The sequence below is a fragment of the Arthrobacter sp. JDC6 genome (assembly GCF_056484025.1).
In genome coordinates, this window is sequence record NZ_CM151278.1 from 2,665,349 (window position 1) to 2,692,087 (window position 26,739).

The window sequence follows — 26,739 nt, forward strand, 5'->3', positions numbered from 1 at the left end:
CGGGCCTAACCAGGGCCGTGCCGGTAGAGTTCTAGCTGCACGATCCTGACTTACATATGGAGGAGATACGGTGGCGCATTTCGTGATCATGGGATGTGGCCGGGTGGGGGCAACGCTGGCGCACACGCTGGAGGATGCCGGACATTCCGTGGCCATCATCGACCAGGACGACCGCGCCTTCCGCCGGCTCCGCCAGGGCTTTACCGGACGGAAAGTCACGGGCATTGGCTTTGACCGGGACACCCTCAAGCAGGCCGGGGTGGGCGAGGCCTATGCCTTCGCCGCGGTCTCCAGCGGGGACAACTCCAACATCCTGGCCACCCGGGTGGCCCGTGAGACCTTCCACGTCCCGCACGTCGTCGCAAGGATCTATGACCCGGGACGCGCCGAGATTTACCAGCGCCTTGGCATTCCCACCGTGGCGGCCGTCCGCTGGAGCGCCGACCAGGTGCTGCGCCGCATCCTTCCCGAACAGCACCTCGCGGGCGACTTCCGGGAGCCCTCAGGACGCCTGGTCCTGGCCGAACTGGACCTCGACGCCGGCTGGACCGGGCACCGCATCAGCAGCATTGAGAAGGCTGCCGATGTGCGCGTGGCGTACCTGACCCGCTTCGGCGAGGGCCTGCTGCCCGACGCCGGAACCGCCTACCAGGATGGCGACACCGTGCACGCCATGCTGCAGGTGGACCGCAGCGCCCAGATCGCCCAGATCCTCGCCAAAGCCCCCGCCAAGGAGTATCAGTGAAAGTCGTTATTGTCGGCGCCGGCAGCGTCGGATCGTCCATTGCCCGCGAACTGCTGGCGCACAAGCACGAAATCCTCCTTATCGACCTCAAACCGGAAGTGATCGGGCGCAGCGGCCTGCGGGGCGCCCACTGGCTGGTGGGTGACGCCTGCGAGCTCTCCACGCTGCAGGGCGCGAAGGTGGAAGACGCCGACGTGGTGGTTTCCGCCACGGGCGATGACAAGGTGAACCTGGTGGTGTCCCTGCTGGCCAAGACCGAGTTCGGGGTTGGCCGGACGGTGGGCCGGGTGAACAACCCCAAGAACGACTGGATGTTCAACGATTCATGGGGTGTCGACGTCGCCGTGAACACCCCGCAGCTGATGACGGCCCTGGTGGAAGAGGCAGTGGAGATCGGCGACCTGGTCCGGCTGCTGACGCTTCAGACGGGCGTGGCGTCGCTGGTGGAATTCACCGTCCCGCATGATTCGCACGTGATCGGCATGACCGTGGGCGACATCCACTGGCCGGAGGACGCCACCCTGGTGGCGATCCTGCGGGACCAGGCACCCATTACCCCCAGCCGCGACGACGTGATCGACGGCGGCGATGAACTCTTCTTCGTCACCACCATCGCCGCCGAGGACCGGCTGCGGGAGCTGCTTTCCTCCGCACCCGGCAGCATCGACACCGCCGGCATCAACGGTGGAGAGCAGGCGGGCGGCAGCGCCCAGCCGGCCACCGCCAGCGGATACGGCCCGGTCCCGGAGGACGACGGCTTCGACGGCTAGGTCCGCCGCTGCCCGGGGAGAGGCGGGGCGGCCTGGCCGTCAGGCGGGCTGGTCTGTCAGGCGGGCTGGTCTGTGCCGGCTTCAGGCTCCGCCGGGGCAGGCCGGGTCACCAGCCAGGCCACCCAGACGCCCAGGATGTACAGGGGGGCGCCCATAATGAGCCGTGTGGTGGCGAGGGCGGCCAGGCCGTCGGTGCCCATCAGGTAGAGGGGCACCTGCACAATGAGCCGGAGCGCCAGGACGCCCACGATGATCCAGGTGCCCAGGCGGTACGCCTTGACCCGGTCAGGTTCCTTACGCCATTCCACGCCCTCGTTGCGGATGAAGCCAAAGAGGAGCCCGGCCACGGGCCACTTCACGGCAATAGAGATGACCATCGCCAGGATGTAGGCGGCGTTGGTGAAGAAGCCGGGGAGGTAGAAGTCTTCGGCCTTGCCGGTGGTGTTGGCCAGCCAGGCGGAGATGCCGACGCCGACAATCCCCGCCAGGGCCTGGGTCAGAGGCCGCCGCTGTATCAGGCGGACAACGGTGAACACGGCTGCCGATGCCAGGGCGGCCACCAGTGACAGCGTGAGCTCGCGGGTGATGGTGAACGCCACCAGGAACACCAGGCCGGGAACGATGCTCTCGGCAATTCCCTGCACTCCCCCGGCGCTGCGCAGCACGTCCACCTGCCCGTCGTGGGTGCGGTGGAGTCCCGCTTTGGCGGCGTACCCGGCGGCGAGGCCGGCAACGGGTGATGGACCGGGAGCCTGCGGCCTGCCCTGCTGTTCTCTGCCCGGATGTGCAGGGCCGGATGGCTGTTCGGGCTCTTGCGCGGTCATTCGTTCTCCTGGCGGGACAGTATCTCGTAGCGGGGATTGAATATGGTGGGCATGTCTTCGCCCCGGGCCAGCATCCCCTCAACCCGGATCCGCGCGCCCGCTTCGATGCCCGGCACGCGGCGGCGGCCCACCCAGACGACACGGAGCCGGGGCGGCCTGCCCCGCTTCGGACCAGGGCCCGGACGTTCGGCGTCATCCTCGGACAGAATGGCACTGAATTCCGGGGTCCGGTCGGCAGGGACAAAGGTCACCGATTCAATGTGCCCCTGGCACATGACGCGTCCCTTGTCAGGAAGTTGCTCCAGTGGGGTGATCCGGCCGGACGCATGGACCGGGTTGTTGTAGGGAGACTCAGCCGATCTGGGTAATTTCGGGACCACGTTCGGGCTCCTCCAGGGTGGGCGCGGCGGGCGGAGGAGTGGCGGAGGCGTCCTTCGGCAGCCTCAGCTGCAGGAGGTCCCGCGGGGGCATGGGGCTGTCGCCACGGACCACTACGACCTGCCGGAACAGTGCTTCGAGCGGTTCCGCGGCGGGGCGTTCCAGCGCCGCAGGTCCGCCCAGGACGCCGCGCAGGAACCAGCGGGGACCATCGACGCCGATGAACCGGGCCACGCGGTAGCCCTGGCTCCCGTCCGGGAGCCCGGCAGGCAGCTTGGCCACCAGCTCGGTACCGAAAGCCCCTTCCACCTCTTCAACCTGGCCGCCCTGCGCACCGACCGACTGGCCGATCTGTTCGCGGATCTCATCCCACAAGGTCTCGGTTTTGGGCGCTGCAAAGGCCTGCAGCTGGAGGCTGGAGCCGTCCAGGTCGAGCGTCACCGCCACCACGCGCTGTGTTGCCTCCTCGACTTCGAGGCGGAGCTGAAGGCCCTCGCTGGGCGTGATCAGCAAGGCACCAAGATCCACATAGCCGTCGCGGCTGCTGATCTCGGCCTCATCGAAGGGGCCGTCCTGGCGGCGGGCGGCGGTGGCGGATCCGCTTTCTTCGCCGTCCGCAACCGTGAGCTCGTCGGCCGGCTCTGCCGGCTCTTCACTCTTTGCTTTCCTGCCGAACCCAAAGACCATGGGTGACTCCTTAATTCTGGAAAAGTGCCAGTCCTGAAACCTGCCGGCGAAACTTTGGAGGTTCCGCCGTCGTGCATGCCGGCGTGGCTGCGGGTGCAGCCTAAAGGTCAGGCTCCGGGGACGCTGAACCCGCCGGTGGAACCGAAGCCTCCGGTGCCCCGCACGGATCCGCTCAGTTCGCTGACAGGAATGAATTGGGCGTGCTCCACCCGCTGGATAACCATTTGGGCAATTCTATCGCCGCGCCGGAGCTCAATGGGCTGGGACGAGTCGGTGTTCAGCAGTGTTACCGAAATCTCGCCCCGGTAGCCCGCGTCAACGGTGCCGGGGGCGTTCACGATCGTCAGGCCATGCTTGCTGGCCAGGCCGGAGCGGGGGTGGATCAGCGCCACGAACCCATAAGGAAGGGCAATGGCCACGCCGGTGGGGACCAATTTGCGCTCACCGGGCATCAGGACCACGTCCTCGCGGGCGCGGAGGTCTGCGCCGGCGTCGCCCGGATGTGCGTAGGACGGTGCTTCCAGCTCAGGATCCAGCATCTTCAACTGGACCTGCAGGGTGGGAGCGGCGGTGGCGGGCAAGGCTGCGTCCGGGACAAGGTCTACCGTGGCGGGATGATCAGTCACAGTCACTCACTCTAACCCGCGCCCCCAAATCACTCCTAGGGAGACTCCCGGGGGGCCGGGCCGCGGAGCCTGTCCCAAGGTGAAATAGCCGGCCAAAGGTGGAAAGCTTGGGCTATGCCCGATTCAAGCTCGCCTGCGTCCGTTCCCAGCACACCCTCTGCCGGGACACCTGTTGTCTACAGGGAGAAGCTGTGGCCCAACGCCTGGATCTGGATCATCGCGGCCGGCGTCTCCGCAGCGGGCATCCTGGTTTTCGCCCCCATCAGCATGGCGGCAGGCTACACCGCGGCATTGGTGCTTTTCGCCATCATCGCGGTCCTCCTGGTTGTTTCCACCCCCGTCATTTCGGTCACGGCTGACACCCTCACCGTTGGAAGGGCCACCATCGAACGCCGTTTCGTCGGCGCTGTGCAGCAGTTCAAGGCCGGGGAGGCGACCGCGGAACGGGGCACCCGGCTCAACGGGCTCGCCTACCTGTGCATTCGCGGCTGGATCGATCCCGTCGTAAAAATCGAGATCACGGACCCCGCCGACCGGACCCCCTACTGGCTCGCCTCGACCCGCCATCCGGACCAGCTGACGGCAGCCCTGACGCGGCACTGACGCCGCCGGGGCCGCCGGTCCTTGCGCCCGCACGCACCTTTCGGGCCTGCTTCCAGCGGAAAATGACGGCGCGCCCTGCTCCTTGAGCCAATTCCCCGCCGCCGGGTGGCAGAGTTTCGATTGATAGTAATGCCAGGGTGGAGGATTTGTATGCAGGATCTACGGCTTGTAGGCGTGCACGACGACGGGACGCATCTCCTGTTAAGCGGGCCCGGCGGCGAGATGTTCCAGCTGCCGATCGATGAGGCCCTCAGGACGGCCAGCCGGTCCACGGCCAGGCCGCGGACGGAGAGGCCGGCCGTTCCCATGTCCCCCCGGGACATCCAGGCACGGATCCGTGCCGGTGCCACGGCTGCCGACGTCGCCGAGCTGTCCGGGATGCCGCTGGCCAAGGTGGAGCGTTACGAGGGCCCTGTCTTGGCGGAGCGCGAATATGTTGCCCAGCAGGCGCGGAAAGTTGAAGTCGCGGCGCCTTCCCCCGGCCACGACGTCTACCGGTCCGCCTTCGGCGACAACCCGGCAACGCTGGAGGACATGGTGGCCCACCGCCTGTCCGCCCACGGCATCGACCCCTCAACCGTGGAGTGGGACTCCTGGCGGCGCCAGGACGGTACCTGGACTGTCTCAGCAAGCTTCGAAGCCAAGCCCGGGGGTACCTCGGGAATCGGCGAAGAACCTCCTGCACTGTGGACCTTCAGCCCGGCACGGAAGTCCCTGCAGAACACCAACCGCTGGGCGCAGCAGCTGAGCGAACTTGAACCGCTGGACGGGCCCGTTCCTGCCCGCCGCCTCACCGCGGTTTCCGACCGCCCCTTTGATTTCGAGACGGACGCGGATGCGTCCAGGACGTCGCCGGCCGGCCAGGGAGTGCCCGTGCAGGATTCCGGCAAGGAATCCGACGGCCTCCTTGACATGCTCCGCTCCCGCCGCGGCCAGCGCCTGGGCGTAGATGAGGATTCCGACGACGCACTGGCGCTGCTGCTGACCCATGGCGTGCCCGCTGCCCACCCGCGCCCTTCCGAAGTGGCGGCTGAACCGGAGGCCGGGGAGACGGAACCGCAGGATGACCAGCGGGATGCGCCGGCAGCCCAGGGCGACTCCTTCATCAGGCGCAGGGACACCAGGCCTTCAATGCTGTCGAGGCTCAGCATCCTTCCGCCGCACCGTGACAGCCACGATGATGCGCTGCGGCTTCACGACGGCGTCAGCACCGACACGAGGGAAATCACCATTGCGGCGTCCCCGCAGAAGCCCGCCGGTCCGACTCCCGGGGCTGGTTCCGGAACTTCCGGCGGCGCCGGGCTGGACGAGCTGCTGGGCAGCAATCCCCGCCGCCCGGCGGCGAAGCAGGAAGACGCTTCCCCCTCCACCGGACAGCTGCCGGAGACTGAGGCGCCGGACCGGCCCGCACGGCCCAAGCGGTCCAGCGTGCCGTCCTGGGACGAAATCGTTTTTGGCACGCGGAGCGACTAGAAGCTCCCTCCCCGCACCGATGATGGCATTGGCCGCGTTACGCACGGGCGCGTGCTAAGCTCCCCACCACACGGCCGCTTCACATAGCGCAATCACCAGGAGGTCTGCGGTGCCGGACACAACCTGCCACATGTCCATCTCCCTGGACGGTTTCGTCGCCGGGCCGGACCAAAGCCGCGACAACCCCTTGGGTAGACGGGGCATGGAACTGCATGCGTGGCACCTGGGCGACCCCCGGGCCAACGACGCCGACAAGGTGGCCAGCGAATGGCTTATGCGCCCGCGCGGCGCTTATGTGATGGGGCGGAACATGTTCGGCCCTATCCGCGGAGACTGGGACGGGGAATGGAGCGGTTGGTGGGGACCCGAACCGCCCTACCACGCGCCAGTGTTCGTCCTCACGCATCATGCCCGCGACTCCCTCCAGATGGAGGGCGGGACGACCTTCCATTTCATCACCGACGGCTTCGATGCCGCCTACGCTGCCGCCCGTGACACCGCCGGGGACAAAGGCGTGGACATCGCCGGCGGGGCATCTACCGTCCGGCAGGCGCTGATCGCGGGAGTAATCGACGAACTCACCCTCGACATCGCGCCGGTGCTGCTCGGGTCAGGGGAACGGATTTTCGACGGCGTTGAATCCTTCGGCTTTGAACCCACCGAAGTGCTCCACTCGCCGCTGGCAACGCACATCCGCTATCGCCGCGTGCACTGACGGCCTCAACGTCTCCGTACGGCGACATGCTCCAAAGGCTCAAGCGCTGAGGTACTCCTGAAGTGCCTCTTCGAGGAGGCTTCGTTCGCCGGGCAGGAATCCTGGTGGCCACTTTGGTGGTTCCCAGTCCTGGTGTTCGCTTGTGTAGTGGCGGCCGGTGGTGAGGTCCAGCCGGGTGGTTCGTTCGTGCTGGCCGGGGTGGGTTTCCAGCCGGTGGTGTGCCGGAGCCGGTGGTGCTTCGGGCAGGGCTGTCCCAGGTTGCTGATTCCGGTGGTGCCGCCGTGGTGCCAGGCGAGGAGATGGTCGGCCTCCGTGTCCAGGGAGGTGTTGCTGCAGCCCGGGAACGGGCATTTCCCGTCCCGCATCCGCAGCCAGGCCCGCATCGCCCTGGGAACCCGGTAACTCTTCCGGCCGATCTCCAACGGCGCCCCGTCCCGCGGGTCCACCAACACCCGGTAAAACGAGCCCGCCCCGTCCGCGACCAGTCGCCGCGCCATCGACGCCGGCACCGGACCATACCCGTCCAGCATCGCCGGCTCATCGGTCAGGCCCATCAGCGCGAACACCGGAACCGTAACCAGCACCTCAGCGCGGACCGGCGACGGCTGGTGGCCAGTTCCGGATGCGGCGCTATCAGTGCCACCGGCACCGGCGCCCGGCCCCACAGCAGCCAAGACGCCGGCAGTGGCACTGGCACTGATGAGACTGGTGCTGCCGCCCCGGATGTTGCCGCTGCCGAGGATCGCTGCGGCGAAACTGTCGGCCCGCAGCTGGGGCATGGTCCTGTCCTCGCCCGGCCCCTGCAGGCCCCGTGCGGCAGCGGTGAGCCGGTTCCACCCAGCCTGGGCCTGGTCCGCGGGCAGGTACGCGCCCAGCCACGCCATCCCGTCCCGGTCCGCCCGGAACTCCACCCGCCGCTCCGCCACACCCCTGGCATGCCGCTTCTCCATCGACTCGGCGTGGTGGCGCTCCCGCCAGGTCCGGGCCTTGACCCGGAACCGGTGCGCCGGCAGCTCCCCAACCGGGCAGCCCCGGGCGGCATCCTGTGCTTCAGGGTCCAGGAAATGCGCCTCCAACGCCGCCGCTCCCACCGCATCAAGGGACGCCGTCTCATCTGCCAGCACTATCGCGTGCTGCCACGACAGGGTCCCGGACTGCAACGCCTCCAAAGTCCGCGGCAAGCTGCTGGTCAGGGCATGGGAGGTGGCCAGGAACGACGCCGCCGCCCGCGGACCCAACGCCAGCACGCACCCGATCTCCGCCGCGACCGCCATCTCCTGCGCCACCACCGGCACCCCCGGGCCCGCCACAGCATGCGCAGCCTCCGCGTACCCCACCGCAGCCTTCGCCTTCACCCCCGCAACCCGCGCCTCCACCTCCCGGGCCCCGGCAAGAATATCCAGGCAGCCATCGGCCAGACCGGCCAGCGGATCAATATCCGAGAACGGCAACGAACCCGCCCCATCCACCTCAGCCTGAAGCACCGCAAGGGCAGTACGGATCTCCTCGAACGCCCTCACCACCGCCGACTTCCCCATAAACCCGTCATGGCAAGGGGGTCCGACAATCAGAGCTGGCCACCTCAGTTTCAAGGGCAGCCCCGCTTCAGGGGTTTCTTTGACGAAGAGGGTGGGGCTAAGCCCCTCGGCTCCCGCCGGGTCCGCCGGAACCGCGCCAGAGGCAGGCGTCGACGTCGAACGGCAGCAACTGGTCCTGCTGGGCCATCAGGTTGGCGCCGTGGGCCGTCACCCGCCGCATGAAGTGGCGCCGGCACAGCGTTTCGTAGCCCACTACGGGTACATGCCCGGCGTCCGGGGCGGCGGCAGCCTCAACCACCATGTCCACGTCACCCACCACCACCTGCGCGCCCTCGGTGACCATGACGCCGTCGACCGTCCTGGCGTTGTGCGTTGCACGCCGCCCGCACCAGCACAGCGCCTCCACCTGCAGCACCTGAACCCGGTCGGCAAGCTCGATGAGCCGCTGCGAACCCGGGAACAGCCTGGTGCGGAAGTCGGCCGTGATGCCGAAGGCAAAGACGTCGACGTCGATTTCGTCCACCACCTTGGCCAGCTGCTCCACCTGCTCCGGGGAGTAGAACTGGGCCTCGTCGCAGATCAGGTAATCCACACGCTGGCCCTGGGTGCGGCGAAGCATGACTTCTTCCCAGAAGTCGGTGCTGTCCAGCACCTCCACGGCGTCCGTCTCCAGGCCCAGGCGGCTGGAGATCCGGGACTCTCCGGCGCGGTCGTTGCGGCTGAAGCGGACGCCGCCGCGGCCGCGGGCCCGGTGGTTGTAGTCCATCTGCAGCGCCAGCGTCGATTTGCCGCAGTCCATGGTGCCGGAGAAGAAGATGAGTTCAGCCACGCCGGCGGTTCCTTCCTTCGGCGGTGAAGCAGAGCAGCGGGACCTCCCGCTCCGCCTTCGTCAGCGAGCCGTGTTGGCCCACCACTTCCATGGCGGTGGGTCGCATCCGCCGGCCGTCATAAAGTGCGACGGCGTCACGCGCCGCGATCATCACGTCACCGATCCTGCCCGCAACAGCGGGACGGACGTCACCAAATAGTCCCCCGGCAACGGCTTCCTGGCGCGTAAAGGCCCATACCCGGTCGCCGAACCGCGCCTTCCAGGCGGCAAGCAGCCGTTCCGCTGCCCCCGCACCGGCTTCCAGGTCCGCCTCCTCCAGGTACAGGTGCACCATCCGCGGTTCACCGGCCGTATGGCGCACCCCGTCCACCAACCCGGGGTCGGTGGAGAAATCAATCCGCTGGGATTCCGGGACGTCCAGCATGCCGTGGTCTGCGGTGAGCACAATGGTGGTGCCGGCGGGAAGGGTGGAGTTGAGCCGTTTGACGGTGGAATCGAGCTCCTCCAACTGGTGTTCCCACTGCTCGGAACGGCAGCCGTGGCGGTGGCCCGCCTTGTCCAGTTCGTTGACGTAGAAGTACATGAGGGACGGGCCGGAGGTCGCCATGGCCTCGGCCGCGGCCGCGGTCCGCGCATGCGCGGTTATCCCGGAGATGAACCTGCCGCCCCGCAGCGCGGCGCGGGTCATGGGCGAGCCGTCGAACTGGGAGAGGCTGACGGTGCTGACGTCCACCTGTTCGGCGATCTGTTCAAACACCGTGGGGAAAGGCTGCCAGGTGGACGGGTCGACGCCCGGATCCCAGTTCCCCAGCAGATTGACCACCTTGTCCTGGTCAGGGTCCAGGACGTCGTAGCCCACCATGCCGTGCTGGCCCGGGGCAAGTCCGGTTCCAAAGCTGGACAGCGCCGCCGCCGTGGTGGAAGGGAAGGCGGAATCCAGCCACACGGGGACCTCGCCCTGCCCCGCCTGGATCACGGACCGCAGGAAGGGCGTGTGGGCCGCCTTTTGCTTCAGCAGGTTCCTGCCCAGGCCATCAGCCAGTACAACGCAGACCCGGGACGCGTCCGGTAGCCCAAGGGTATTGGTAAAGCCCACCACGCCGAGGCTTGCCGCGGCGCTGGTGAGGACTTCAGCCACGGAACGCTGTCCGTAGGCGGGAGGGGCTGGAAGGTCGGGCGTGCGGCCGATGGTTGGGGTTTCCTGGATGGCGCGGTGGCGGTCTTCCGGCATCTCAGCGCTGCTGGTGCCCGCGGCTGAGCCGGTTTCCGAACACCCCGGACCGCGTCCGCGGACCCATGGACTGGGCATGGGTTACGGGAGCCGCGGAACCGGTGTTGACCGCCCGCAGGGCCCTGGCGAAGAGCTTGGCGTCCTGCACTGCCTGCAGCCCGTCTGCCTCCGCGCTGATGCGGAGCACGATGTCTTCCTGGGCGATGGTTCCGGTGTAGCCGTGGTCAGCTTCGCACTGCGGATCGCCGCAGCTGGCCGGACCCATGTCCAGTCGCTGGCCACCGGACCATGCAATGGACAACGTGAGTTCCCGGACGGGGTCGGAGGGCTTGTAGTTCTGCGGCTGGGCGTACATGTAGCTCAGGACCACGGACCGGATCTGGGCCACGGGAACGGACTCGGTGGAGATCTGGGCGACGATTTGCTCCCCCGCCTCGTCCAGTTGCTGGTCATCCACGTGGGTGATCACCAGCATGTCCGCGGTGAGGACCAGCACGGTGATGTGGCGGCGCACCTCTGCCCGGTCGAAGTGGGTTTCCAGGTGCACCAGGTGGGCCACGCAGTCCCGGCCGTCCAGTGCGTCGTCGACGACGTCGGAGACCAGGCGGGGGTAGAAGCCGGCCTTCTGCAGCGCGTCTTCCAGGCTCTGGCCCTGTGTTCCGTGGTTGTGTGAGCTGTGCTGGCGGAGTGCCTGGTTTTCATTGCCGGGCGTTTCGGGCGCCGAAGCGGGAGGCTGGAAGCTCATGCCCCCATTTTCACAGATCGTCCGGTCACTTGCTAACCGCGTCAGCCCAGCATGGCGCGGCGGGCACTGTCCGTGCGCTGCGCGGCGTTGCCGATGCGTACATCAGCGGCGAGGATGGTGGCCCCGGCGGTGCCGCACAAAACCGGGTTGAATTCCACCAGCGCGATCTCCGGGTGGTTGTCCTTCATCCAGGCCAGCCTGGCGGCCAGGTCCTCCAGCGCAGGGACGTCGACAGCCGGCAGGCCCTGGTAGCCGAAGAGCTTCCGGGACGCCCGCGGAGCTCGGATGAAGTCGTGCACATCCGCCGCGGAGAGCGGCGGAACCCGGTGTGACCAGTCGTCCAGGAGGTTGACGGCGTCGCCGGCGAGGCCGAAGGAAATGACCGGGCCCAGCAACGGATCCTCGATGGCACGGAAGGTGCAGGCCTGTCCCACCGGCGCCATCGCCTGTACTTCCAGGGCGGGATCACCGTAGGCCGCGAGCGCGCGCCGCATCTGCACCACGTTTTGGCGCAGTGATTCGGCGTCCTCAATGCCAAGCCTGACCCCGCCAAGGTCAAGCCGGTGCCGCAGCGCGGGGTCGGTGGTTTTCAGCACCACCGGCCAGCCCAGCGCATCTGCCGCTGCCACGGCCTCGTCCGGTGTGGTGAATCCTGCAGAGGGCAGGACCGGGATGCCGTAATGCTTCAGCAGCGAAGCAGCCGCGGCCGGGTCCAGCTGATTGAGCTGGTCGCCCGTGACGTCCCCGAGCAGGGCGTCCAGCTCGGCCTCCGCCTTGCGGGGGTCGCAGCCGGCGGGTTCGACGAAATGCCCCTGGTCACGGCCGGCCCACTCCGCATAACGGACCACGGCCGCGAGCGCGGCCACGGCAGCCCCGGGGTTGGAAAAGCAGGGGACGGTACAGCCCTCCGCTCCCACCAGGCCCTCCACGTTGATGGCGGGGTCCAGGATGCCGGTGAAGGCGGCCACCACCGGCTTCCCGGCAGTAGCTGAACATTCGGCCAGGACCTGCGCCACCGCGTCGGCGGTCAGCCCTCGGGCAGGCAGCAGCGCGGCGACGGCGGCGTGCACGGCATCGGAGGCCAGGGCGTCAAGGAGGGCGGTCCGCAGTGCGGGCAGGGCCACCGACTGGCCGGCATCAAGGTCCAGTCCCGAAACCACCCGGGCAACGCCCAGCCCGTGCGCGGCGGCACTGTCCGCCACCACGTTGCCCAGCGCCTGGGAATTGCTGAAGATGGCGACGTCGGCTCCGGCGGGCAGTGGCTGCCCGGACACCACCTGCGCCACATCCACCAGCTGTTCCACGGTTTCCACGCGGATCACGCCCGACTGGCGCAGCATGGCATCCAGCGCCCCGGCCGGCGCCTGGGTGGTCCGGACGGCATGTCCGGGCGGCAGACGGAGCCCCATGGTGTCCGACTTGGCCACGATGACCGGCTTGGTGCGGGCCAGGCGCCGTGCGATCCGGGAGAACTTGCGCGGGTTGCCGATTGACTCCAGGTAGAGGCCTACGGCGGAGGTGTCGGCATCGTCTTCCCAGTACTGCATCATGTCGTTGCCGGAGACATCCGCCCTGTTGCCTGCCGAGAGCAGGCTGGACAGTCCCAGCCGACGCCGGGCCGAGGCGGCGTAGAGCGAGACGCCGATGGCGGCCGACTGGCTGAACAGGCCCAGGCCGCCGCGCAGCGGCATGGTGGGCGCCATCGACGCGTTCAGCGACACGTCCGGGTGAGTGTTGGCGATGCCCAGCGACGCCGGGCCGATCACCCGCATCCCGCTGGCCCGGGCCTGGCGCACCAGGGCGCGCTGCCGCAGCAGGCCCCGCTCGCCGTCGTCGGCAAAACCTGCCGAGGCGATCACAACGCCCTTGACGCCCGCTGCCGCGCACTCCGCCACGACGCCGGCCACTTCCTCGTAGGGAACGGCGATGATTGCCAGCTGGACGGGCTCGGGGACTTCGGAGAGCTTGCCGTAGGACATCATCCCGGCCAGTTCCAGCGCCTCCGGGTTGATGGCGTACACGGACCCGTGGAAGCCGCCCTCGATGATGTGCTCCAGCAGTTGGTACCCCACGGTGCCCCATTTGCGGCTGGCACCGATGACCGCAACGGACGACGGCGCCAGCAGGTCCCGGACGCTCCTCGCCTCGGCGCGGTGCTCGCGGGATTCCATGACGGCGCGCGATTTTTCGGTGGGGTCGATATTGAACTCGAGGCTGACGACGCCGTCGTCGAAATGGCGCTTGACGTCGTAGCCGGCGTCGGAGAAGACCATCAGCATCTTGCGGTTTTCCGGCAGCACCTCGGCGCTGAAGCGGCGGATCCCGTTTTCATGCGCGGCGGCGGCAAGGTGCTCCAGCAGGATGGAGCCGATTCCCCGGCCCTGGTGGGCGTCGGAGATGTTGAAAGCAACTTCGGCCTCCGTGGGATCGGCAAGCCGGTCGTAGCGGCCGATGCCGACGATTTCGCCGCGGATGGTGATGACGAACGCCACCCGGTCCTTGTAGTCCACTTCGGTGAAGCGCTTGAGCTCCTTGGCCGACAACCTGGCCTTGAACGCAAAGAAGCGCATGTAGATTGAATTCTGCGACTGTCCGGTGTGGAAGGCCTGCACGGCGTCCGCGTCCGACGGATGGATGGGCCGGAGATGCGCTGTCCCGCCGTCACGCAGGACGACATCGGCTTCCCAATGTTCCGGATATTCGCCGTCCCCGGGCTGATCCACCATAGGCTTAGCCTAGCCAAAAACTATCGCAGCACACCCCCAAGGCTGCACAGTAACCCCAGAAGGATTCACCAAACCCCATGGCCCGCCGCCAAAGTTCCAAGCCCATCGTGGAGAGCGACTACACGGAAAACATCGTCGATATCGATGTCACGTCCGAAATGCAGGGCTCCTTCCTGGAGTACGCGTACTCGGTGATCTACTCCCGGGCCCTCCCGGATGCCCGCGACGGGCTGAAGCCGGTACAGCGCCGCATCCTGTACATGATGAGCGACATGGGGCTGCGCCCGGACCGGGGCCACGTCAAGAGCGCCCGCGTGGTGGGCGAAGTCATGGGAAAGCTGCACCCCCACGGCGACGCCGCCATCTACGACGCCATGGTGCGCATGGCGCAGGATTTCTCGCTGCGACTGCCGCTGATCGACGGGCACGGCAACTTCGGATCGCTCGACGACGGCCCGGCAGCACCCCGCTATACGGAAGCCAGGCTGGCTGCGGCCGCCCTCACCCTCACCAACCACCTCGACGAAGACGTGGTGGACTTCGTCCCCAACTATGACAACCAGCTGACCCAGCCGGACGTCCTTCCCGCCGCCTTCCCCAACCTGCTGGTTAACGGCGCCACCGGCATCGCCGTCGGCATGGCCACCAACATGGCCCCGCACAACCTGGTCGAGGTCATCTCCGCCGCCCGGCACCTCATTGCGCACCCTGACGCAACCCTGGATGACCTCATGCGGTTCGTCCCGGGCCCGGACCTGCCCAGCGGCGGCCGGATCGTCGGCCTGGACGGCATCCGCGACGCCTATGCCACCGGCCGCGGCTCGTTCAAGACCCGGGCCAAGGTGGAGGTGGAACAGCTCTCCGCGCGCCGCACCGGCCTGGTGGTCACCGAACTGCCGTACATGGTGGGCCCGGAAAAGGTGATCGAAAAGATCAAGGATGCCGTCAACGCCAAGAAGCTGACCGGCATCAGCGACATCGTGGACCTGACGGACCGCAAGCACGGCCTGCGGCTGGTCATCGAGCTCAAGAACGGCTTCAACCCGAACGCGGTGCTGCAGCAGCTGTACCGCTACACGCCGATGGAGGACTCCTTCGGCATCAACAACGTCACCCTGGTGGACGGCCAGCCGCAGACGCTGGGCCTGGTGGACCTGTTGCGTGTCTACGTCGACCACCGCATCAACGTCGTCCGGCGCCGGACCGCCTTCCGGCTCGGGAAGAAGAAGGACCGCCTGCACCTGGTGGAGGGCCTCCTCATCGCCATCGTGGACATTGACGAGGTCATCCAGATCATCCGGTCCTCGGACGAGGCCGCCGCGGCCCGCGAGCGGCTGATGTCCATCTACGACCTCACCGAAATCCAGGCCAACTACATCCTGGAACTGCGCCTCCGGCAGCTGACCAAGTATTCCCGGATCGAGCTGGAGAAGGAGCAGGACGAGCTTCGCCGCGAGATCGCCGAGCTGGAGGCGATCCTGGGCTCGGAGGAACTGCTGCGCACCGTGGTTTCCGACGAACTGGGTGCCATTGCCGAAGACCACGGCACCCCGCGCCGCACCGTGCTGCTGGAGTCCGAGGCCGTGTCCCCCACCGTTGCGTCCGCCGAACTTGCCGGGGCCAACGGGAAGAAGGGCAAGGCCGTGCCGCTGGCACTGGAGATCGCGGACGACCCCTGCTGGGCCATCCTCACCGCGTCCGGCCAGATAGCCCGCACCGGCAACCAGGAGCCGCTGGCCGAGGCAGGGCCACGGAGCAAGCATGATGTGTACACCTCAGTGGTTAAGACGTCGGCCCGCGGCGAAATCGCCGCCGTCACGTCGCTGGGCCGCATGCTCCGGCTGCAGGTCATGGACATGCCGGTCCTGGCGCCGGTGGCCGGACTGCCCAACCTGGCGGGCGGCGTCCCCGCAAAGGATTTCCTCACGCTGGTGAAGGGCGAAACCCTGGTGGCGTTCGTGCGCCTGGATGAGGTCCTGGCCATCGGCACCGCCCAGGGCGTGGTGAAACGCGTCCAGCCGGACTACCCGCTGAACCGGGAAGACTGGGAAGTCATCACCCTCAAGGACAAGGACACCGTGGTGGGCGTGGCTCCTGCCGGTGACGATGCCACCGAACTGGTGTTCCTCACCAGGGAGGCCCAGCTGCTGAAGTTCCCCGCCGCCGCCGTCCGCCCGCAGGGGCGTACCGCCGGCGGGATGGCGGGCATCAAGCTCGCCGCAGGTGACCAGGTGATCTTCTTCGGCGCCGTCCAGCCCAAGGACGAGGCCGCCGTCGTGGTCACCATCGCCGGGACCAACGGCGCCCTGCCGGGCACGGCCCCTGGCACCGCCAAGGTCACAGCCGTCTCCGAGTATCCGGCCAAGGGCCGTGCCACCGCCGGAGTCCGGTCGCACCGGTTCCTGAAGGGTGAGGACATGCTGCTGCTGGCCTGGGCAGGGCACGGCCCGGCCAAGGCTTCATCCGCTGCCGGGGTGGCCCGGTCGCTGCCGCAGGAGCATGGCCGCCGCGACGGCTCCGGCGTCCCGCTCTCACAGGTCGTCGAAGCAGTGGGCCCGGCCATGGCATGGACGGACGGACCGGCAGCCGGGGAATAGCCCGGGCGCCACGGGCGATGCCGCGCGTCCGGCGCTCAGCCCGCTATGTCCCTGCGCCGGAAGCCGGCGACGGCAAGCCCCAGCAGCACGGCAACGGTGGCAGCGGACACCAGCACGCTGTCCCAGGCCACGCCCTGCCGCAGGGGGTCGTGGGCAACGTACTGGAAGAACGGCGACACCTTCTGGATGCGGTCGAAGGCATCCACCAGCGGCGCGAGGGCGTTGACGATGTAGGCGAGGACGGCCAGCACGGCCGGAACACCCCGGCTGAGGCCGGTCCGTCCGGTCCCTGCTGAAAGGGCAAGGGCAACGGTACCGAAAACGACGCCCAGCAGCGCTAAATGCAGCATGGCGGCAGCCACCTTGCCGGCCGGAAGGACCAGGTCCACCATGCTGCCCTCCAGCACCAGCGATATTCCCAGCACGGCGGCCAGCAGGAAGGTGCCCAGCACCATGGCCAGGAACTTGTCCACCACCACCCGGCCCCGCCCCACGGGGTTGGAAAGCAGCAGGTCCATCGTGTGCCGGTCCTCTTCCCCGCCGATGGCGCCCGCGCCGGAACTGATGGCATAGATCAGCACCGCAATCGGCCCCATGAAGGACAGCAGCTCCACCTGGATGTATCCGGTGGGAGTGGACATGTCGGCGCTGGAGGTGGCGAAAAGCGAGCGGAACGCCTCCGGCATCTGCTCGATGAAGCTGCTGATGGAGGGCTGTGACTTCACCGCGGGCCAAACGGCCGCGTACGTTGCCACGATGAGTGCCAGGGAGACGGCCCACGCCACCAGCAGCCTGCCCTGGTCCCGGAGCGTCTTCAGCAGGACGTTAGCCAGCATGGCGCGCCGCCGTTCCCGCGCCGGCGAGGCTGGCGCTGCCGGGTCCGTCCATTCCGTAGTAGCTCAGGAACGTCTCTTCCAGCGGCGCTTCAGAGCATTCGAAGTCCACCACCTCCCGGGCGCTGACCAGCTTCAGCAGCGCATCCAGGGCCGCCTGCGGCGCATTGCAGCTCAACGTGGTCCCATCCGCCAGCAGGTCCCGCACGCCGGGCACGCCGGCGAACTCCGCCGCGGACACCTCCGCCGCGAAGCGGGCCCGGACCCGGTGCAGTGAACGTGCGGCGAGGTCCTGCAGCCGCTCCACCGCCACCAGCTGTCCCTGGCGCACCACCCCGATGCGGTCTGCCACGCGCTCCACCTCGCCCAGCACGTGGGAGGAAAACAAGGCGGAGCCGCCCTCGGCAGTATGTTCACGCAGGATGGAATGGAAAACCTGCTGCACCAGCGGGTCGATTCCGCTGGTCGGCTCGTCCAGCACCAGTAGCCGCGGCCGCGACATCACCGCCAGGACCACGGCGAGCTTCTGGCGGTTGCCGCGGGACAAAGTGCGTGCGGGCCGGCCCAGGTCCAGCTCCAGCCGGGCCGCCACCTCGGCCGCCCGTTTGCCGTCGTCCCGGTGCCGGAGGTGGGCGCAGTAGGCCACGTGCTGGCTGCCGGTGAGGCGGTCGTAAAGCGCCGGCTCACCTGGCACGTAGCCCACCAGGCGGTGGACGTCCCGGGACTGCCGCCAGGCGTCCAGTCCCAGCACCGACGCTGTACCGGAGGTAGGCCGCAGCAGCCCCATCAGGAGCCGGATGGTGGTGGTCTTGCCTGCCCCGTTGGGGCCCAGGTAGCCGAACACCTCGCCCGGCCCAATGGTGAGTGTCACGCCGTCGAGCGCAGTGTTGCGGCCGAACCGCTTGGTCAGGCCCGCCAGCCGCACCATGCTTTCGGCACCGCTTTCCGCACCCCCGCGCTCTTCCGGGCTCATGCGGCAAGGCTATGCCGGGCGCTGCACGGGTCCCAGAGTCTTTCGGCCCACCGCTTAGACTGCTCCCATGCCTATCGTTCCTGATGAAAAGGACTGGACCTGGGTCCTGTCCCGTCCCTGCCCGGAATGCCATTTCGACGCTTCCAGCGCCACCCCGGCAACGGTACCGGGAAGCATCGAAAGCCTGATCCCCCGGTGGCTCGCCGTCCTGCGCCGGCCGGACGCGGCGCAGCGCCCCGATGACCACACCTGGTCCGCGCTGGAGTACGCGTGCCATGTGCGGGACGTTTTCGCGCTGTTCGACCAGCGGCTGAACCTGATGCTGGCAGAGGATGACGCCCGCTTCGAGGATTGGGACCAGGACCGGACCGCCATCGAGAAGGACTACGCCAACGCCGATCCGGCCGAGGTGGGCCGCGAACTGGCGGCGGAAGGACATCAGGCCGCCGAGTCCTTCGCCGGAGTCCATGAGGACGACTGGGGACGCAAGGGGCTGCGCAGCAATGGCTCGCAGTTCACCGTCCTCACGCTGTCCCAGTACTTCCTGCACGACGTCGTCCACCACCTTCACGACGTCAGCGGCTAAAGGCGCAGGCACGCCGGGGACCGTCCCGCCCTAGCGGGAAGCGGCCAACGATTCCCGGGGTTGTCCGGCGAAGGCCGAAAGATCCAGCCTGGCGTCGCCGGCCCTGATGTCAGCGGGATTGTGGGTAACCAGCACCACGGTGCGGTCCCGGAGTCCCGTGCGAAGGTCCGCCAGCATGGCTGCCGCCGATTCGGCGTCCAGGTGGGCAGTGGGCTCATCCAGCAGGATCACCTCCGCACCGGTCAGCAGGGTCCGCGCCACGGCCAGCCGCTGGCGCTCGCCGCCGCTCAGGAAGGCACCGCCGGGACCGATCCGGGTGTCCAGGCCCGCCGGCAGCCGGGCCACCAGGCCGGCAAGTCCGACGGCGGCCAGGACAGACTCCAGCTCGTCGTCCGCCAGGGTTGGTGCACCGTTCCCGGACGGCCGGCCCAGCATGAGGTTGCCGCGGATGGTGGAGTCGAACAGGTGTGCCTCCTGCGGACACCACGCCGCCCGGCCGGTGACCAGCGCCCGTCCCGCGGCCGGCGGCAGGAAGCCAAGCAGCACCGAGAGCAGGGTGGACTTTCCCGACCCCGATGGTCCGGTGACCGCCAGCCAGCGCCCGGGACCTGCCACCGCGAACACGCCGGAGAAGACCGGGACGTCTCCGGGCCAGGCCGCGGCCAGGTCCACCAGTTCAAGGCCCGGAGTGCCGCCGGCGCGGCCGGGAACGGACTGCAGCCCAGCAGACACGTCGAGGCGGCCGTCAAGGGCGCCCGACTCCCCCACCCGGCGCATCACGGCACGGAGCGCGGGGAACTGGCGGACCGCCGTCGTCATCGCTGCGTAGGGTTCCACCAGTGCCAGCAGCAGGAGGACCACCACGGCTGCCGTGGCCGGGGCAACCTGGGCCGCAAGGACCCCGGGAGCCGCCAGCCATGCGGCGGCCAGTGCGGCGGTGCCGCAGGCGGCGGTGGCAACAGCGTGTCCCAGCCCGTCGGCCCAGGCTGAGCGCTGGGATGCGCGCGTGGCGTCGCGGTCCTCCGCCAGCAGCGCCTCAAGCACACGGGCTGCCACGCCGTTTGCGTGCAGTTCCGCCCTGGCGTCCAGGGCTGCCGTCACGCGGCGCAGGACCCCGGAGCGCAGGGACTGCTCGGCGTTGGCGGATTTGCGGTCTCCCCACAGGGCGGCCGCGGGTGCCAGCAGCAGGCCGCTGATGGCCGCGCCGGCCACTGCGGGAAGGGCCGCCGGCACCAGCACGCCGGTGGCAGCCACGGCCAGGACGGAAACCGCGAGCGCCGTGAGGGGTGGCAGGACAACGCGTGGAAGGAGGTCGCGGACCGTGTCCACATCGTCGATGACCGTCCCCAGCACGTTGCCGCCCTGCAGGAGCCGGCGCAGCGACAGCGCCCTGCGGCTCAGAGATTCCCAGAGCCGGCCGCGCAGGCGGGTGAGCGCGGCGAAGACGGCATCATGCAGCAGCAGCCGCTCCCAGTAGCGGAAAACGGCCCGGCCGATGCCGAAGAACCGGACGCCGACGATCGCTGTCAGCAGGTAGAGAATGGGCGGCTGCTCGCTGGCCCGGATGATGAGCCAGCCGGAAAGGCCGGAAAGCGCGACGGCGAAGACGGCCGCCAGGGTGCCCACGACAGCAGCGGCGGCGAACCTGCCCCGCACCGGCGCCAGGAGGGCCGCCAGGAGGCGGGCCGCGCCTGGGGTAGCGCGAACGCTTGGGCTGACGGACCCGCTGGTGCCCGCTTCCGCCGCGTCGTCAACGCGTGCGCTGTCATTGCCGGCGGAAGCGGCGTCGGCAGAGCCGGGTTGGGTGGAGCCGCTTCCGCCGGGGCCGGGCAGGATGCCGGTCGCGCCGCCGCCGTGGTGCGGTGCTGCGGCAGCCCGGACCGCCGGCACGACGGGCACCAGCAGGTCTGCGAGCCGGCGGGTGCGCTGGTTGTGGGCCACCAGGATCACGGTGGCCTGGCCGCGGAGCCGCCGGATGGCCTCCTCCACAATGAGTGCGGAGGCGTCATCCAGGTGTGCCGTGGGCTCGTCCAGCAGCAGGAGGGTGGCACCGGCCTCGATCCTGGCCAGTCCGCGGGCCAGTGCCACGCGGCGCAGCTCGCCCGGGCTTAGCTCCGCCTGGTGCTTCGCTGCAAGGTGGGCGGCTCCGGCCCTCTCCAGGCAGCGGCGGGCAGTCTCTTCGCCGGTAAAGCGGTCGGGGGCATGGGTGGGGTCCGGCGAGAGGTACAGCAGCACCTCCTCCAGCACGGTTCCGGCCACCATGACGGGATGCTGCGGCACCCAGGCTACGGAACTGCGGTCCAGGCCGCTGATGGATCCGGTGATGCCCGTCCCGTCACCGGCGCCGATGGTTCCGGCCAGTACGCCCAGGACAGTGCTCTTGCCGGCACCGCTGGGTCCGTCCAGGGCGGTGATCCGATCCTGGGGGGCGGTGAAGGTGAGGGGGCCGACGGCGGCTCCGGACCGGCCGGCGTAGGTCACCGTGAGTCCGGTGACCTCGAGTGGGGCACCGGGCCTGCCGGCCCTGGCCGCCGGCAGGGGTATCGCTTCGGCCGCGCCGGTCACGGCGGCTGTTTCCGCGAGTGCCACCCGGCCGTCGTCGCTGGCGTGGTGGGCGGTGCCCAGTTCCCGCAGCGGAAGGTAGCAGTCCGGTGCCAGGAGCAGCGCCAGCAGGCCGGCCTCCAGCGGCATGCCGCCGTGGACCAGCCGGACGCCGATGAAGACCGCCACCACGGCGACTGAGATGGTGGCAATGAGCTCCAGGGCCAGGGCGGACAGGAACGCGGTCCGCAGGGTGCCCATGGTGCGGGAGCGGTACTCTTCGGAGATTTCTTCGAGGGCCTTGCGCTGGGCGGTTGCCCTGCCCAGTCCCACCAGGACCGGCAGGCCCTTGGCGAGCTCCAGCATGTGTGCGGACAGCCGGGCCAGCGACGCCTGGGCCTGGCGGACGCTGTCCTCGGTGTACCGGCCGATCAGCACCATGAACAGCGGGATCAGGGGCACCGTGAGCACAATGACCAGCGCGCTCACCCAGTCCGCGAAGAGGATCCGTGCCCCCAGCAGCAGCGGCACGGCGGCGCAGTTGACCAGCGCGGGAAGGAACTGGGTGTAGTAGCTGTCCAGGGCGTCCAGGCCGCGGGTGGCCAGCACCGCCAGGCCGCCGTCACCCGGCCCGGAGGACCGGACGCCCGTGCGCAGGGCACGCCCCAGCAGTTCTGCCCGGAGTTCTTCCTTGACCCCCAGCGCCGCCCGGCGGCCCGCGACGGCCTGGCCCCAGACGCTCAGGGAGCGGAGGACGACGCCGGCGAGCCCGGCGGCGAGCTGGGTTGCCCAGTCCGGGTTTCCGGCCACGAGTCCGGCCAGGACGGAGGCCACGGCCTGGCCGATCAGCACCAGGGAAAGCGCCTTGAGCGCGGCCAGGACGCCCAGCCAGTAGATTGCTGAACGGGTGGCCGGACCGGCGGGAAAGGTTGGCCGCACGTCAGCCCTTGGTGGTGAACGCCCTGGCGGCCACCGCCGGGAGGAAGCTGTGGGCTTCCGGGATGTGGGCGGCGCTGACGCGGCGGCGGAAGACCCAGTAGGTCCAGGCCTGGTAGGCGATCACCAGGGGAAGGCCAAAGGCTGCCACAATGCTCATCAGTCCCAGGGTGTAGTCCGAGGAGGAGGCGTTGGAGATGGTGAGGTCAAACGCGCTGTCCAGCGTGGAGGGCAGCACCACCGGGAACACGGCCCCGAAAATGGACGCCGTGCCCAGAACCAGGAAGGCGCCCAGGGCCAGGAAGGACCGGCCTTCGGAGCCCTTCCGGGCCAGCAGCCAGGCAGTAACGGCCGCAGCAACGGCCAGGACGACGGCGGCCCAGGTCCAGGGTTTGCCGTCCATGAACTGGATGGCCAGGGCCCACGCCGCGATGGGCAGGAGCAGGGCCGGCAGGAGCCGAACGAACCACTGGCGGGCGCGGTGCCGTACCTCCCCGTCGGTCTTGAGGGCGAGGAACGCCAGCGCGTGGAGCAGCGCGAACCCCACCACGGCGATACCGCCCAGCAGGGCGTAGCCGCTGAACCAGGCCATGGGGCCGCCTTCGCGGTCGCCGTTGGCGTTCAGCGGAAGGCCGGTGGTGGTGAGGGCCAGTGCGGCGCCCACGCCGAAGGCGGCAAAGAAGGAACCCAGCGCGATGGCCCAGTCCCACCGGTTCCGCCAGCTGTCCGTGTCCACCTTGCCGCGGTATTCGAACGCCACCGCCCGGAAGATCAGTGCCAGCAGGACGACCAGCAGCGGGAGATAGAGCGCGGAGAACAGCGACGCGTACCAGAGCGGGAAGGCTGCGAAGGTGGCGCCGCCGGCGGTCAGCAGCCATACCTCATTGCCGTCCCAGACGGGTCCGATCGTGTTCAGCAGCACCCTGCGCTCGGTGTTGTCGCGGGCGAAGAGCTTCATCAGCATCCCCACGCCCAGGTCGAAGCCCTCCAGGAAGAGGTAGCCGGTCCACAGCACCGCGATGGCGATGAACCACATGGTGGGAAGCAGTTCCATTGTTTGTTTCCTCTGCTTGGTTTCGGGCTAGTAGGCGAAGGCCAGGACGTCGTCTGCGTGTTTCGCGTCCCCGGGGCCGCCGGGTCCCGGGGTGGCGTCCTCGTTCTCGTCCACCGGCGCGTGGACCAGTTCGGGCATCGCGGAGACCACGCCGCCGCGGATGTACTTGACCAGCAGCTTCACCTCCACCACCAGCAGGACTGCGTAGACGGCCGTCAGGGCCACCAGCGAGGCGATCAGTTCCCCTGCGGAGACACCCGGCGATACGGCGGCGGCGGTAAACATGAACACCTGGTCGATGCCGCTGGGATCCGGGTTGGGCGCCACGACGAACGGCTGGCGGCCCATCTCGGTGAAGATCCAGCCGGCGGCATTGGCGCCGAAGGGGGCCAGGATGCCAAAGACTGCCAGCCGCATCATCCAGTGCGACTCCGGCACGGTCCCCTTGCGGGTGAACCACAGCGCCACCAATGCTGCCAGGGCGGCGAGTCCGCCAAATCCGATCATCATCCGGAATCCCCAGTAGGTGACTTCCATGACGGGCACGTATTCGATTTCCTGGCCGGCCCGCTCACCGTAGATGGGGTTGTCCGGCAGGTTGGTCCCGTAGTTGGCCTTGTACTCGGGCAGCAGGCTGTTGACGCCCTTGACCTCGGTGGTGAAGTCGCCCTTGGCAAGGAAGGACAGGATGCCCGGAACCTCGATGACGGCCACGACGTCGTCGCAGTTCCTGGACCCCACGTTTCCGACGCTCAGGACGGAGAAACCGGTGCCGTCGTGGCAGGCCGCCTCCGCGGCGGCCATCTTCATGGGCTGCTGCTGGAACATCAGCTTGCCCTGCAGGTCGCCGGTGACCGCGGTGCCGGCGAAGGAGATCATGGCCACCACGGCGCCGATCCGCAGGGACCGGATCCATACGCTGTGGTCTGTACGGTCACGGCCGGGGATGCGGACGTCTTCACCGGGGATGACCTTGCCGTCGGCACCCACCGTGTCAACGCCGTCGTGCCGCCTCCGCCACAGGTGGTACCAGGCGATGCCCAGGAGGAAGCCGCCGGCCACGGCCAGGGCGCCGAACAGGGTGTGCGGGACGGCCACGAGCGCGGTGTTGTTGGTGAAGACGGCCCACGCGTCGGTCATGACGGGCCGGCCGTTGATCATTTCCACCCCTACTGGGTGCTGCATCCAGCTGTTGGCCACGATGATGAAGTAGGCGGAGAGGGCCGATCCAATAACGGCCACCCAGAGGCAGGCAAGGTGGATGGCGGGCTTTAGCTGCTTCCAGCCAAAGATCCACAGTCCCAGGAAGGTGGACTCGACGAAGAAGGCAAGGAGGGCCTCGAGGGCCAGCGGGGCTCCGAAGACGTCACCCACGAACCGGCTGTACTCGCTCCAGGCCATGCCGAACTGGAATTCCTGCACGATTCCGGTGGCCACGCCCATGATGAAGTTGATGAGGAACAGCTTTCCCCAGAACTTGGTCATGCGCAGGTACTCGGGTTTGCCGGTGCGGTACCAGGCGGTCTGGATGACGGCCACCACCAGGCCCAGGCCAATGGTCAGCGGCACCATCATGAAGTGGTAGACGGTGGTGATGCCGAATTGCCAGCGTGCGATTTCCAAGGCGTCCATGGCAGTCCCTACTGTTTAGCCAATGTAGTTTTCTACGCTTTGTAGAACTGTAACTTCTACAAAGTGTAGAACATTGGCAGTGGCGGGCGAAAACCAATCGCCCTCCCCTAGCATGGCGCGGCAGGGGCCGGCGCGCCACATGTTCTACCCGATGTAGAACCCGGGCGGTTTTCGGGGTAGATTTGGTTATGTAGTTGAACAACCGCGCGACGTCACCGGGCGCCTTAGAATGCGCGGTGCGGGGAAACAAAAGGAAAAGTGAAATGGCTAGTCTTGGTGAACTGGAACGGGCAGTCATGGACCTGCTCTGGGCGGGCCAGGAAGCGGCTACGGCCAATACCCTGAGGGATCAGCTGGCGCGCACGTCCGCGGCGCAGGGCGGACCGGGCCACGAAGGCAAGGAACTGGCCGTCACCACGGTGCTCACCGTACTCTCCCGCCTGGAAAAGAAGGGGCTGGTGGAACGCGAACGCGGAACCCGCCCGCACCGGTACCAGGCCGTGTCCAGCCGTGCGGACCACACCGCCGAACTCATGCATGAGGTCCTCGGATCAGCCCCGGACCGCGAGGCCGTCCTGGCCCGCTTCATCGGGTCCGTTTCCGAAGGTGAAGCCGAGACGCTGCGTAAACTGCTGGGCCACCTCTAGCACACCATGTTCTGGGCCTCATACCTGCTGGCGGTCCTGGCGATAATCCTGGCCTGGCCGGTGCCAATTCTCCTGTCACGGGCCCAATGGCCGGCAAGGTCGCCGTTCACGGCCATGCTGCTGTGGCAGGCGATCGCGCTCGCGGGTGGACTCTCCATGATCGGCGCCATGCTGGTCTATGGCCTGGAACCAATCGGTGACAACCTCATCGCAGGGCTTCGCGCGCTGGCGGGAATGGTGCTGTTCAATGCCCCCACCACGGCGTTGGGCTTTTGGCATATCTTCGCACTGTCCACTGCTGCCCTGCTGACGGCCCACCTGGTGTTCACGCTGCTGCTGACGTACTACAAGATCCAGCGGCAGCGGCGCCGGCACCGTGAACTGCTCGCACTGTTGGCCTCCCCATCGGCCCAGGATGCCGGGACGCTGGTGATCAGCCACGACTCCCCCGTCGCGTACTGCCTCCCGGGGGGCGCCCGCTCCGTGACCGTGCTGTCGGACGGCCTGATGGCCGCCCTCGAACCGGACGAGCTGCGGGCCGTCCTGATTCACGAGAACGCGCACCTCAGCCAGCGGCACCACCTGCTGCTCTGGGCCTTTGCCGCCTGGCGGCAGGCCCTCCCGTGGCTGCCCACCACCCGGCTTGCACAGGAATCGGTCAACTCCCTGATCGAGATGCTGGCCGACGACGTCGCACTGCGGACGGAGAGCAAGGCCACCCTCATCAAGGCGATAGCCATCGTTGCCAGCGGGTCGACCGGAAACGCGGGCGCCGGCGACATCCGCCCGTCCTCGCCCTCGTTGGCCCTGTCCGGGCTGGAGTCGGCGTCGGGCGGACCGGGCTCGGACGCGGTCAGGACCGCGGCCTCCCGGGTCAGCCGCCTCCTGACCCCCCAGCCCCAGCTTCCTGCGGCCGTCCGCAGCGCCGTGTTGGCCGGGTCCGTCCTGCTGCTGGCGCTGCCTACGGCACTGCTGGTGGTTCCGGGGCTGCTGGGCTGACGCCGCCGTCGCGCTTCAACCCGGCGGGTGGGCTTGTCAAAGCCCCGGGAT

General features: G+C 68.5%; 22 protein-coding genes and 1 pseudogene. 9 read left to right on the forward strand and 14 right to left on the reverse strand.

The features are described 5' to 3' along the window. Positions 1-70 precede the first annotated feature (70 nt). Entirely contained in the window at positions 71-745 is a 675-nt protein-coding gene (locus tag ACV095_RS12440) for a potassium channel family protein (RefSeq protein WP_478222005.1), read from the forward strand. Beyond that, positions 742-1,515 (forward strand): potassium channel family protein, encoded by a 774-nt coding sequence (locus ACV095_RS12445; RefSeq protein ID WP_018770735.1) that lies wholly within the window; start codon positions 742-744, stop codon positions 1,513-1,515. The genes ACV095_RS12440 and ACV095_RS12445 overlap by 4 nt, the downstream gene beginning before the upstream one ends. Before the next feature lie 56 nt (positions 1,516-1,571). Here the strand turns inward: ACV095_RS12445 and ACV095_RS12450 are convergent, their stop codons facing one another. The 4 genes from ACV095_RS12450 to dut all read right to left on the reverse strand — a co-directional run bounded on the left by ACV095_RS12450 (position 1,572) and on the right by dut (position 4,030). Further along, positions 1,572-2,339 carry a DUF3159 domain-containing protein gene (locus ACV095_RS12450; RefSeq protein ID WP_018770734.1) on the reverse strand — a complete coding sequence of 256 codons (768 nt, stop codon included), beginning with the start codon at positions 2,337-2,339 and terminating at the stop codon, positions 1,572-1,574. Further along, positions 2,336-2,590 (reverse strand): hypothetical protein, encoded by a 255-nt coding sequence (locus ACV095_RS12455; RefSeq protein WP_326498069.1) that lies wholly within the window; start codon positions 2,588-2,590, stop codon positions 2,336-2,338. The genes ACV095_RS12450 and ACV095_RS12455 overlap by 4 nt, the downstream gene beginning before the upstream one ends. Before the next feature lie 100 nt (positions 2,591-2,690). Then, positions 2,691-3,404 (reverse strand): DUF3710 domain-containing protein, encoded by a 714-nt coding sequence (locus tag ACV095_RS12460; protein WP_018770732.1) that lies wholly within the window; start codon positions 3,402-3,404, stop codon positions 2,691-2,693. A 107-nt stretch (positions 3,405-3,511) separates the two neighbouring features. Next, positions 3,512-4,030, reverse strand: coding sequence for a dUTP diphosphatase (gene dut / locus ACV095_RS12465; RefSeq protein WP_478222006.1), 519 nt, complete (start codon positions 4,028-4,030; stop codon positions 3,512-3,514). A gap of 114 nt (positions 4,031-4,144) precedes the next feature. On the opposite strand from dut, the gene ACV095_RS12470 reads away from it, so the two are divergent. The 3 genes from ACV095_RS12470 to ACV095_RS12480 all read left to right on the forward strand — a co-directional run bounded on the left by ACV095_RS12470 (position 4,145) and on the right by ACV095_RS12480 (position 6,821). After that, positions 4,145-4,633, forward strand: a complete 489-nt coding sequence (locus ACV095_RS12470) for a DUF3093 domain-containing protein (protein ID WP_018770730.1) — start codon at positions 4,145-4,147, stop codon at positions 4,631-4,633. A 150-nt stretch (positions 4,634-4,783) separates the two neighbouring features. Then, positions 4,784-6,106 (forward strand): septation protein SepH, encoded by a 1,323-nt coding sequence (gene sepH, locus ACV095_RS12475; RefSeq protein ID WP_478222007.1) that lies wholly within the window; start codon positions 4,784-4,786, stop codon positions 6,104-6,106. Between the two features lie 109 nt (positions 6,107-6,215). Next, positions 6,216-6,821 carry a dihydrofolate reductase family protein gene (locus ACV095_RS12480; protein WP_478222008.1) on the forward strand — a complete coding sequence of 202 codons (606 nt, stop codon included), beginning with the start codon at positions 6,216-6,218 and terminating at the stop codon, positions 6,819-6,821. A gap of 39 nt (positions 6,822-6,860) precedes the next feature. Here the strand turns inward: ACV095_RS12480 and ACV095_RS12485 are convergent. From ACV095_RS12485 to ACV095_RS12505, 5 genes and pseudogenes are all read right to left on the reverse strand, one after another. Beyond that, positions 6,861-8,359: pseudogene (locus ACV095_RS12485) on the reverse strand (HNH endonuclease signature motif containing protein). Positions 8,360-8,456: 97 nt separating this feature from the next. After that, positions 8,457-9,188 (reverse strand): thymidine kinase, encoded by a 732-nt coding sequence (locus ACV095_RS12490; protein ID WP_018769693.1) that lies wholly within the window; start codon positions 9,186-9,188, stop codon positions 8,457-8,459. Continuing rightward, entirely contained in the window at positions 9,181-10,419 is a 1,239-nt protein-coding gene (locus ACV095_RS12495) for an alkaline phosphatase family protein (protein WP_478222009.1), read from the reverse strand. Before ACV095_RS12495 ends, ACV095_RS12490 begins: the two co-directional genes overlap by 8 nt. Before the next feature lies 1 nt (position 10,420). Continuing rightward, a complete protein-coding gene (locus tag ACV095_RS12500; RefSeq protein ID WP_018769691.1) occupies positions 10,421-11,164 on the reverse strand; it encodes a DUF5998 family protein in 744 nt (247 codons plus the stop codon). 41 nt (positions 11,165-11,205) lie between these two features. Continuing rightward, complete coding sequence (locus ACV095_RS12505; protein WP_223994792.1) at positions 11,206-13,890, reverse strand: bifunctional acetate--CoA ligase family protein/GNAT family N-acetyltransferase; 2,685 nt, start codon at positions 13,888-13,890, stop codon at positions 11,206-11,208. A 77-nt stretch (positions 13,891-13,967) separates the two neighbouring features. Here ACV095_RS12505 and ACV095_RS12510 point away from each other — a divergent pair, with 77 nt between their 5' ends. Further along, entirely contained in the window at positions 13,968-16,487 is a 2,520-nt protein-coding gene (locus tag ACV095_RS12510) for a DNA gyrase/topoisomerase IV subunit A (RefSeq protein ID WP_478222010.1), read from the forward strand. Positions 16,488-16,522: 35 nt separating this feature from the next. Here the strand turns inward: ACV095_RS12510 and ACV095_RS12515 are convergent, their stop codons facing one another. Continuing rightward, entirely contained in the window at positions 16,523-17,323 is an 801-nt protein-coding gene (locus ACV095_RS12515; RefSeq protein WP_478222011.1) for an ABC transporter permease subunit, read from the reverse strand. Then, positions 17,313-18,293, reverse strand: coding sequence for an ABC transporter ATP-binding protein (locus tag ACV095_RS12520; RefSeq protein ID WP_478222012.1), 981 nt, complete (start codon positions 18,291-18,293; stop codon positions 17,313-17,315). Before ACV095_RS12520 ends, ACV095_RS12515 begins: the two co-directional genes overlap by 11 nt. Before the next feature lie 67 nt (positions 18,294-18,360). Between ACV095_RS12520 and ACV095_RS12525 the strand changes: the two genes are divergently transcribed. Beyond that, positions 18,361-18,879, forward strand: coding sequence for a DinB family protein (locus tag ACV095_RS12525; protein WP_018769686.1), 519 nt, complete (start codon positions 18,361-18,363; stop codon positions 18,877-18,879). Between the two features lie 30 nt (positions 18,880-18,909). On the opposite strand, the gene cydD is transcribed toward ACV095_RS12525, so the two are convergent. The 3 genes from cydD to ACV095_RS12540 are packed head-to-tail and all read right to left on the reverse strand — an operon-like array spanning position 18,910 to position 25,042. Beyond that, positions 18,910-22,359 carry a thiol reductant ABC exporter subunit CydD gene (gene cydD, locus ACV095_RS12530; RefSeq protein WP_478222013.1) on the reverse strand — a complete coding sequence of 1,150 codons (3,450 nt, stop codon included), beginning with the start codon at positions 22,357-22,359 and terminating at the stop codon, positions 18,910-18,912. Between the two features lies 1 nt (position 22,360). Beyond that, entirely contained in the window at positions 22,361-23,410 is a 1,050-nt protein-coding gene (gene cydB / locus ACV095_RS12535) for a cytochrome d ubiquinol oxidase subunit II (protein ID WP_018769684.1), read from the reverse strand. A gap of 27 nt (positions 23,411-23,437) precedes the next feature. After that, a complete protein-coding gene (locus ACV095_RS12540) occupies positions 23,438-25,042 on the reverse strand; it encodes a cytochrome ubiquinol oxidase subunit I (protein ID WP_478222014.1) in 1,605 nt (534 codons plus the stop codon). A 263-nt stretch (positions 25,043-25,305) separates the two neighbouring features. Between ACV095_RS12540 and ACV095_RS12545 the strand changes: the two genes are divergently transcribed. After that, the gene (locus ACV095_RS12545; RefSeq protein WP_018769682.1) at positions 25,306-25,689 is read left to right on the forward strand and encodes a BlaI/MecI/CopY family transcriptional regulator; all 384 of its coding nucleotides are present in this window, start codon (positions 25,306-25,308) and stop codon (positions 25,687-25,689) included. A gap of 6 nt (positions 25,690-25,695) precedes the next feature. Next, positions 25,696-26,688, forward strand: a complete 993-nt coding sequence (locus ACV095_RS12550; protein WP_026265832.1) for a M56 family metallopeptidase — start codon at positions 25,696-25,698, stop codon at positions 26,686-26,688. The last annotated feature ends 51 nt before the right edge of the window (positions 26,689-26,739 follow it).